12 protein-coding genes are annotated in these 8573 nt (G+C 68.6%); 2 read left to right on the top strand and 10 right to left on the bottom strand.

Annotation, left to right across the window (positions count from 1 at the left end; translation table 11 throughout):
- The 6 genes from VNE62_06570 to VNE62_06595 all read right to left on the bottom strand — a co-directional run.
- On the bottom strand, positions 1–246 hold a 246-nt coding region (locus VNE62_06570; GenBank protein HVE91945.1), incomplete at its 3' end, for a hypothetical protein.
- Positions 247–395: 149 nt separating this feature from the next.
- Entirely contained in the window at positions 396–887 is a 492-nt protein-coding gene (locus tag VNE62_06575) for a hypothetical protein (protein ID HVE91946.1), read from the bottom strand.
- Positions 888–1067: 180 nt separating this feature from the next.
- On the bottom strand, positions 1068–1568 hold the full coding sequence (locus VNE62_06580; protein ID HVE91947.1) for a hypothetical protein: 501 nt from the start codon (positions 1566–1568) through the stop codon (positions 1068–1070).
- 215 nt (positions 1569–1783) lie between these two features.
- Positions 1784–2320 (bottom strand): hypothetical protein, encoded by a 537-nt coding sequence (locus VNE62_06585; protein HVE91948.1) that lies wholly within the window; start codon positions 2318–2320, stop codon positions 1784–1786.
- 59 nt (positions 2321–2379) lie between these two features.
- Complete coding sequence (locus VNE62_06590) at positions 2380–2847, bottom strand: hypothetical protein (GenBank protein HVE91949.1); 468 nt, start codon at positions 2845–2847, stop codon at positions 2380–2382.
- A gap of 132 nt (positions 2848–2979) precedes the next feature.
- The gene (locus VNE62_06595) at positions 2980–3465 is read right to left on the bottom strand and encodes a hypothetical protein (GenBank protein ID HVE91950.1); all 486 of its coding nucleotides are present in this window, start codon (positions 3463–3465) and stop codon (positions 2980–2982) included.
- Positions 3466–3534: 69 nt separating this feature from the next.
- Here VNE62_06595 and VNE62_06600 point away from each other — a divergent pair, with 69 nt between their 5' ends.
- Positions 3535–4440, top strand: coding sequence for an NAD(P)-dependent oxidoreductase (locus VNE62_06600; GenBank protein ID HVE91951.1), 906 nt, complete (start codon positions 3535–3537; stop codon positions 4438–4440).
- Here the strand turns inward: VNE62_06600 and VNE62_06605 are convergent.
- The 4 genes from VNE62_06605 to VNE62_06620 form a co-directional block, all read right to left on the bottom strand.
- Positions 4430–4693: a hypothetical protein gene (locus VNE62_06605; GenBank protein HVE91952.1), complete on the bottom strand. Its 264-nt coding sequence runs from the start codon at positions 4691–4693 to the stop codon at positions 4430–4432. The two genes, VNE62_06600 and VNE62_06605, sit on opposite strands and share 11 nt — an antisense overlap.
- A 65-nt stretch (positions 4694–4758) precedes the next feature.
- Positions 4759–5784: an LLM class F420-dependent oxidoreductase gene (locus tag VNE62_06610; GenBank protein HVE91953.1), complete on the bottom strand. Its 1026-nt coding sequence runs from the start codon at positions 5782–5784 to the stop codon at positions 4759–4761.
- Positions 5784–6494 (bottom strand): hypothetical protein, encoded by a 711-nt coding sequence (locus VNE62_06615; GenBank protein ID HVE91954.1) that lies wholly within the window; start codon positions 6492–6494, stop codon positions 5784–5786. Before VNE62_06615 ends, VNE62_06610 begins: the two co-directional genes overlap by 1 nt.
- Positions 6495–6525: 31 nt before the next feature.
- A complete protein-coding gene (locus tag VNE62_06620) occupies positions 6526–6876 on the bottom strand; it encodes a hypothetical protein (GenBank protein HVE91955.1) in 351 nt (116 codons plus the stop codon).
- A 109-nt stretch (positions 6877–6985) separates the two neighbouring features.
- Between VNE62_06620 and VNE62_06625 the strand changes: the two genes are divergently transcribed.
- The gene (locus VNE62_06625) at positions 6986–8482 is read left to right on the top strand and encodes a wax ester/triacylglycerol synthase family O-acyltransferase (protein ID HVE91956.1); all 1497 of its coding nucleotides are present in this window, start codon (positions 6986–6988) and stop codon (positions 8480–8482) included.
- The last annotated feature ends 91 nt before the right edge of the window (positions 8483–8573 follow it).

Genomic DNA, 8573 nt, shown 5'->3' on the forward strand with positions numbered 1-8573 from the left:
CGTGTTGGCCTCGAAGTCGGGGGACAGTGTGCATCCGAAACCACGGGAGTCCAACGTCGGGTTGGCGAGGTTGTCCTGGCCGTTACGGGGGTTCTTGACGCCTTCCGGCAGATCGACCGACGTCTGCGTGAAGACGACGACTGTGGCGTCACAGTTCGCGGCCTGAGCCGGAGCGGGCGAGAGCGGGGCAACCCCCGCCACCACGGCCCCCGCCACCAGGAATCGGGCGATACGGCTGAATCCCATGAGCACTTCCTCCTTTGCCTCTACGACTGGCAGCTATTGCTCCAGACTTCGGCGCACCGGTCCAAAGTCCTTCCCCGTCACAGGACCGACACGTGCCCCAAAGAAAGAGGCGGGGCCACGGGGGCCCCGCCCTCTTTGGTGAAGCGGGTCTACGGTGAGGCGTGGGTCACGGTGCAGTACTCGACCGGAGCGCTCGTGTTGAACCAAGCCCGAAGGCAGCCGATGCCTGTGGGGTCCAGCGCGATGCGCTCGCTCTCGTAGTAGTTGGCGAGGGTCCCGGCGTACAGTGCGGCGGGGCCGCAGTGGCCGACAATCCCGTCGAAGCAGTACCCGCTCGCCTCACCGGAGGTCAGTCTCGACTGGATGAGGTTGGCTCCCGGGTAGACGAGCGCCGTGTTGAACTCGGCGTCCGGCGACGTCTGGCACCCGATCGCTGCCGAGTCGTAGGTCGGGTTGGCGATCGAGTTCCTTCCGTTGCGAGGGTCCGTCAGACCTCCGGGGAGAAAGGTTCCGGTCTGAGTGAAAACAATGACCGTGGCGTCGCACTGCGCGGCCTGAACCGGTGAACCGACAACGGGTGCGAGCCCGGCGAGAATTCCCGCCGCGACAGCCAGTGCTGCCAAGCGCTTGCTGATCGACATGCTCCCTCCTTGGGGCGATTGAACGTTATGAACCTCATTCGCGCCTCTGCGCCAATTTCCTGCAAGGGCCACGCCCCATCACCCGGCGGACCGTGGACAAGTGGTCGTCCCTGCCCTCATCGAACTCATGCAAAACGAAGAGGCGGGACCGCGAGGGCCCCGCCTTCTCCGAATACCTGCTTACGGGCGAAGTGACTCGAGCGTGCAGTAGTCGACGTGGCCACGGTTGTCGAACGACGCGGTGACGCAACCGACGCGCGTGGGGTCGAGAGCCTTTCGACCACTCTCGGTGTAGAAGGTGCCGGGGACGCCTCCCTCCTGGACGCTGGCCGGGCCGCATTCGTTGAGCAGGCCCGAGAAGCACCAGGTGCTGGCGGCCCCCGTAAGGAAACGGGAGCTGATCAGAGTGGCGCCGGGGTACACGAGGTTAGTGTTCGCCTCGAAGTCGGGAGAAGCCGCACAACCGAAGAAGTTCGAGGTAATGCTCGGGTTGCCGAGCGAGGTGATCTGACCGCCACGGGGGTCATCGATCGGCTGGGGCAGGAACACCCCTGTCTGCGAGAACACGTAGACCTCCGGGTCACACTGGCCCGCCTGAGCGGTGCCGCCGACAACCGGCAGTAGTCCAACAAGGATGCCTGCTGCAACTGCGAGGCACCCCAAGCTGCGACGAATCGACATCTACTCCTCCTTCTGATTCCTCGTACCGACTCTCGGATGATTCGCCACCCGAAGCCCGATTTCCTGCCGGATCACACGAGAAAACCGCCTGAGTCAACCCCGCTCCGGACCCCCGTCTGGTCGCGCTCCCTGGCGGTCGGTTCGGGACGCGACTTGTCTGGACCGAAAAGAGCGGGGCGCCCGAAGCGGGCGCCCCGCTCTCCAAAAGTGCAGGTCTACGGGGTGAGGTGCGAGATCGTGCAGTACTCCGTCCCCCGGTAACCGTCGAACGAGGCGGTGAAGCAACCGACCATTGCCGGGTCAATCGCGATCCGCGGGCTCTCAGCGAAGAAGGTTCCTGGGACCAGGCCCTCCTTCAGGGAGGCCTGACCCTCGCCATTGACGACGCCATGGAAGCGGTACCAGGGGGCGCTTCCAACGCTTCGGGTCAGCCGCGACCGGACGTGCGTCGACACGGCATTGATGGTCCTGGTGTTGAACTCGGCATCCGGCGACGCCAAGCAGCCGAACTGACCCCAGTCCGTCGTGAGGGGGATGCCGACCAACCGCGGCTGGGGCTCGACCTCCGACCCGACGGGCTCGGGAAGTCCTTCGACACCCGGGCTGTCAACGAGAACCCCCGTCGAGCTGAACACGATGGTGTCGGGGTCACAGTCAGCGGCCGAGGCCGGCGTCGCTCCCCCAACGACGGAGAGACCGGCGAACAGAGCGGTCCCGACCAATGCCACTGCCAGACGACGAGCTGCTGTCATGTGCTTCCTCCTGCTGTTGACGGCTGATGCTTGGGAATCTCCTGGACTGTCTCCGGCACCTACGGCGCCAGCGAGTCGGCAGTGCAGTAGACGACGGGCGCGTGGCCTTCGAACCACGCCCTGACGCAGCCCAGCGCCGCGGGGTTCACCGCCACGAGGTCGCTCTCGTGATAGTCGGTGAAGAGGATCAGCTTGGCGGCTCCGCAGCGGTCCGCGAGGTCCCCATCGAAGCAGTACCTCCTGGAGGTGCCTTCGAGGAGAAGAGAACTGATGAAGGTCGACCCCGGGTAGATGATGTCGGTGTTGTGGTGGACTTCGGCCGGCCCCCCGGCGCACCCGACGATGTGGGGCGTGACGGAGGCGGTCGGCGTCCGGTCGTAGGGCGACGGTCCACCCGGGATGTCGGACGCGTAGTAGCTGAAAACCCAGGTGTCGGCAGCGCAGTCGTGGGCCCGAGCGGGGGCCGCCGCAGCCAGAACCCCCGCGGCCACGGCCATCGCTACGAGCAACCGGACGAATCGGATCAACGTGCCTCCTGATCGGAACTGTGGGAACTGGTTCGACGCAAGGCCCCCCGTTCCTGCATCGATGCCAGCGGAAGAGAAAGGAGCGGGGCGCCGCACGGCGCCCCGCTCCTGGGAAGCCAGACCAGAACCGCCCTACGGGCGAAGCTCCGTGGCTGTGCAGTACTCGATGTGGCCGCGGTTGTCGAATGAGGCGGTGAGGCACCCTACCGACGTCGGATCGATCACGAGAGTGTCGCTCTCGGTGTACTGGGTCCCCGGGACCGTCCCCTCGCGAACCGTCGCTGTGCTGCACACATTCAGCAGCCCGCTGAAGCAGTAGGTGCCGGCGGCTCCGGCCTTGAGGCGAGAGCTGACGCGCTGCGCACCGGGATAGATGAGCGCAGTGTTGAACTCGAAGTCGGGGGACGCCGCGCACCCGAAGACCTGCGGGTTGTAGGTCGCGCTCGGAGTCCACTGACGCCCGCTCGGGTTGTCCGGCAGCGGGAAGCTCACGTAGGTGAACACGATGATTTCCCCGGGGCAGTTGGCGGCCTGCGCTGGGGTCGCCGCTACGGGTGCGATCGATGCGGCGACTGCGATAGCGGCTGCAGAACACAGCAGCCTGCGGAACATCGACATGACTTGCCTCCTGGTTGGTGATTCGGTCACACCAGCCATTCGGCCCCCGCATCTGGTTTCCTTCTGGCGATGGATGGCGAATCGCGCGCGGGAGTGAGGGTGGGCTTCGTGGGCCTCGGGACGATGGGCTCCCGGATGGCCCGTCGCCTGCTCGACCACGGCTTCTCCCTCTCGGTCCACAACCGGACCCGTGACCGCGAGGAGCCGCTGACGTCCGGAGGCGCCCGGAGAGCCGAAACACCCGCGGGGGCGGCGTCCGGGGCCGGGGTCGTGGTCGTGATGGTCTCCGACACCCCGGACGTGGAGGAGGTCCTGTTCGGCCCCCACGGCGTGGCCGAAGGCGCCACCGCGGGAGCGGTCGTGGTGGACATGTCCACGATCTCACCCGCGGCCACCCGGGAGTTCGGCCGGCGCCTGTCCGGTCTGGGCGTCGGGCTCGTGGACGCGCCGGTGTCCGGCGGCTCGGAGGGGGCCGAGCGCGGGACGCTTGCCGTCATGGCCGGGGGCTCGCCGCAGGACGTTGAGAAAGCCCGCCCCGTCCTGGAGGCCATGGCGTCCACCGTCACCCACGTCGGCCCCCTCGGATCCGGACAGCTCACCAAGGCGGTAAACCAGGTCATCGTCGGGGGCACCTACCTGGCCGTCGCGGAAGGGATCCTTCTCGGTCTCCGGGCCGGACTGGACATGGAGGCCGTGATCGAGGCCATCAGCCACGGCGCCTGCCGGTCCTGGGTGCTCGAGAACCGCAGCGCCAACATGCTGCGCGACGACTACCCGCTCGGGTTCCGGCTGGCTCTGCACCGCAAGGACCTGCGGATAGCGCTCGAGGAGGCGGCCGCCGCGGGGGTCGAGATGCCGCTCTCCTCGCTGCTCGCGGCCGTCGAGGACGCCGCCATGACCGCCGGAGATGGCGACGCCGACGTGTCGGTCGTGGCGCGAGAGCTCCGGAGGCGCTCGCTGGGCACTACCCCGTGAGCTTCTCCAGCCGCTCTCGGACGTCGTCCTCGAATCCGAGCAGAAGGTCGTCCTCGGTCTCGATGATGGGCCTGACCATCCGGCTGGGGTCCTCCACGAGCCACGCGAGCAAGGCCTCGCCGCGGATGTCCTGCACCTCGTCGCGTCGGCTGGGCCTCACCAGGTGAAGCGGGCCGCCCGCCCGGGTCGCCAGCTGCTCGATGTCCCGCCGGGTCGGAGGGAAGGCGACAATGTCGCGCTCCTCGACCCGCACGTTTGCATGCGCGAGAAACTCCCGCGCCTTCCCGCAGCCCGTTCAGCCGGGCTTGTACCAGATCCTCATGCCGACACCTCCGCCATGAGCCGCAGAGCGGCCTCGTCCTTTGTCGAAAGAAGCATGGTCGTGACGCGGCTATCGCGCCAGGCTCCGAACCGGTCGCGGATGCGGTCCGCCGGCCCAACCAGCGCCGTCTCGTCGGCGAACTCGTCCGGGACCAGACCGATGGCGCCCAGCTTGTCACCGGACAAAAAGGCGTCCTGGATCGCCGCCGCCTCCCGCTCGAACCCGTACCGGACCGCCAGGTCGTTGTAGAAGTTCCGACCGCGCGCCCCCATGCCGCCCACGTACAGAGCCAGGGCCGGCTTCACGGAGTCCAGGCCGGCCCGGACGTCGTCGGTGAGCACCACAGGGCAGGACGCCACGAAGTCGAAGTCCGTAGCCGGGCGCAGGGACGAGTCCCGCTTGCCGAACCCCTCCTGAAGACTGGGCAAAAAGGCGTCCTGCCGGTATGGCGTGAAGAACGCGGGGATGAACCCGTCGGCGACCTCCGCCGCCAGCGCCACGTTCTTCGGTCCGATGGCGGCTAGATAGATCGGGATGTCCGGACGGGGATGAAGGATCATCTTCAGCGGCTTGGCCAGTCCCGTCCCGTCCGGGTACGGGATCGGGTAGTGCGGCCCGGCGTGCTCCAGGGGCTTTTCCCGGCGCCACGCGGCCCGCAGGATCTGGACGTACTCACGCGTCCTGGCCAGCGGGCTCGCGTACGGCTGGCCGTGCCACCCCTCGACCACCTGGGGGCCGGACAGCCCTATCCCGCACAAAAACCGCCCCCCGGACAGAGCGTCGAGCGTGGCGGCGGTCATCGCCGTCATGGCGGGGGTGCGGCCGGACATCTGCATGATCGCGGTCCCGAGGTGAATCCTGGAGGTGTGCGCACCCATCCACGTGAGCGTGGTGACGGCGTCGCTGCCGTAGGCCTCGGCCGTCCACATCGAGTGGAAACCGAGGTCGTCGGCGAGCTTGGCCAGGTGCGTCTTGTCCTCGATCCGCGGACCGGCATAACCGAGGGACAGGCCCAGCCTCATCAAGCTCCCCCCGACGGGCCCCGCAGCCTCGTCCATGCCAGGGCGCCGGCGCCGGCCACGGAGACGAAAGCAAGCCCTATCGCGGCCGCGCGTCCGGACCCGCCGCCACCGCCTGGGGCCGACCGCGCCTGAGCCGCGCCCTGCGTGGGCGACGGCGAGGGCCCCGCCAGCTCGGGTGTGACCGACGGAGTCTCCAGCGGCGGCAGAGCGATCTCGGGCGTCTGTCCCGGCCGCAGCGGGCCGGACGACTTCCTCGGCGTTGCGGTGGGCGTGACCCTCGGAGTGGGGGTGCCGATGCGGGCCGTGGCGGAGGGTCCGCCTCCTCCTCCGCCCCCGCCCCCGGACTGCCCCCGGACGACAACTGTCCCGCACATGCCGCAGGTGCCGGCCTCCGGGGCGCCGTTGGGAGTCCCGTGGATTTCGCAGTAATAGGTGAAGGTGCCGGCCTTTCCGAACGTGTGGGTGAAGGAGTTCGAAGTGGGGCCGGGACCCATTCGCGGCGACTTGAACGTCTCGGCGGTGGCGGGCTGGCTGGTCACGGTGTGCGTTGCGGCGGCTCCCACCTCGTATCGCCAGGTCACGGTCCCGCCGGGAGCGGACAGCTCCACCTTCCCCGGCTTAAAGACGCTGTCGGCGATGGCCACGTCCTTGTTCTCCTGGGCCCCCGCGCCCACCGCGGCAGACGCGGCGATGGCGATCGCGGCCCCCACGAGGCAAAGAGCCCTCCGCCCGCGGAAGGGCCTAGCCCAACAGGTCGTCAAGGGTCTTCTTGCTCTTCTGTTCCTTGGCCAGCAGGTCACCGACGTCGGCACGCGGCCCCTCGTCGCCGGTGAGCAGGTCCGACAGGTCCGGGCGGCCTGGCTCGGGCGCCCCATCGCGGAGCCGGCGGTCCAGCTCCTTGCCCCGCCTGCCTTCGATCTCGCCCGTGGCGGCGATGAGGTCGTCCAGGGACTTGCGGGGCGCTCCCTCTATCCGGATCCGCAACGCGGCCAGAACGTCGGCGTGGCGGTCGATCAGGCCCTGGGTCCGGTCGATCTCGGAAAGAGCGCGCTCGGCCTTGCGCAGAAGCTCGAAATCGTCCTGCTCCGCCATCGTCTTCCGAGCATATCCCCCGGCCGCTGCGCTCAGACCCGTCGCCACCGGTTGCGATACCCAGGCCTCCGGAGGCACGCTTGTCGATCGAATACCACGGAGGGACACCATGGGCACCAAGCGGCTGACGCCGGCGGACGCCACGTTCCTGCACCTCGAGGGGCCCAACACGCACATGCACGTCGCCTCGGTGATGGTCTTCGACGGGGCCGCCGACTACCGCCAGACGCTGGACTCGCTGCAGAGCCGCCTCCACCTCGTCCCGAGGTTCCGCCAGAAACTGGCATGCGTCCCGTTCAACCAGGGACGGCCGGTCTGGGTAGACGACCCGCACTTCAACCTCGAGTACCACGTCCGCCACACGGCCCTGCCCGCCCCGGGGACCGAGGAGCAGCTGAAGAAGCTGGCCGGACGGCTGATGTCCCAGCAGCTGGACCGCTCCAGGCCCCTGTGGGAGATCTGGCTGGTGGACGGCCTGGCGGGCAACCGCTTTGCGCAGATCGCCAAGACCCACCACTGCATGATCGACGGAATCTCGGGAGCGGACATCACGGCGGTGCTCCTGGACGCCACCCCCGAACCTCACGACGCTCCCGCCGAACCCTGGACGCCGCAGCCCGAGCCAACCCAGGCCCAGCTGCTGTCCGACGCGATCATCGAGCGGCTGACCGAGCCGGCCGAGATCGTCCGGGGCCTGCGCGCGACGGCGCGGACGCCACGCAGGCTCGCGCGTTCGGTCTCCGAGGCCCTCGCGGGCATCGGCGCGCTCGCCTGGGCGGGAATGAACCCGGCCCCCGCGACGCCCCTGAACGTCCCGATCGGACCGCACCGCCGCTTTGAGTACGTCCGGGCCTCGCTAGCCGACTTCAAGTCGATCAAGAACAACCTGGGCGGCACCGTCAACGACGTGGTCCTCACTGTGGTCACCGGCGCGCTGCGCAGGTTCCTGCAGCACCGCAACATCGACGTCCGGGGGCTGGAGCTGCGGGCCATGGTCCCGGTGTCGGTCAGGGCCGACCACGAGCAGGGGGCGCTGGGCAACAGGGTGTCGGCGCTGGTCGCGCCGCTGCCGGTCTACGAGCCGGACCCGGCGAGGAGGCTGCAAGCCGTCACCAATGCGATGAAGGGGCTGAAGGAGTCCCGGCAGGTCGTGGGGGCCGAGATGATCACGCAGCTGACGGGGTTCGCGCCCCCGACGATCCTGGCCCAGGCCGCTCGGCTGCAGTCGGCGCAGCGGTTCTTCAACCTGCTCGTCACCAACGTCCCCGGTCCCCAGTTCGCTCTGTTCTCCACCGGACGCCGTCTCGAGGACCTGTTCCCCATGGCGCCGCTGGCCGCCAACCAGGCGCTGGGGATCGCGGTGATGTCCTACGCGGGACAGATGGGCTTCGGCCTGATCGCGGACTTCGACGCCCTGCCCGACGTCGGCGTGGTCGCGGAAGGGCTGGAGAAGTCCATCGCGGAACTGCTGGACGCCGCCGAGCAGGCCCAGGCCCCGGCACAGGATGCCGCCGTCCCGGGCAACGGGTCCAACGGGTCGGCGTCCAACGGGTCGGGCGCCGCTCAGTCGACCGAGGGGTACCAGCGCTCGATCGACAGGGCGTAGACGAGCCGCTTTTCGCGGATCATCGCCTCGCGGTACTCGTCCATGTTCTCCGGCTGCTTGCCGGTGATCATGGTATACAGGCGCGCGTTCT

It is taken from the genome of Actinomycetota bacterium (assembly GCA_035536535.1).
Classification (GTDB): domain Bacteria; phylum Actinomycetota; class JAICYB01; order JAICYB01; family JAICYB01; genus DATLNZ01.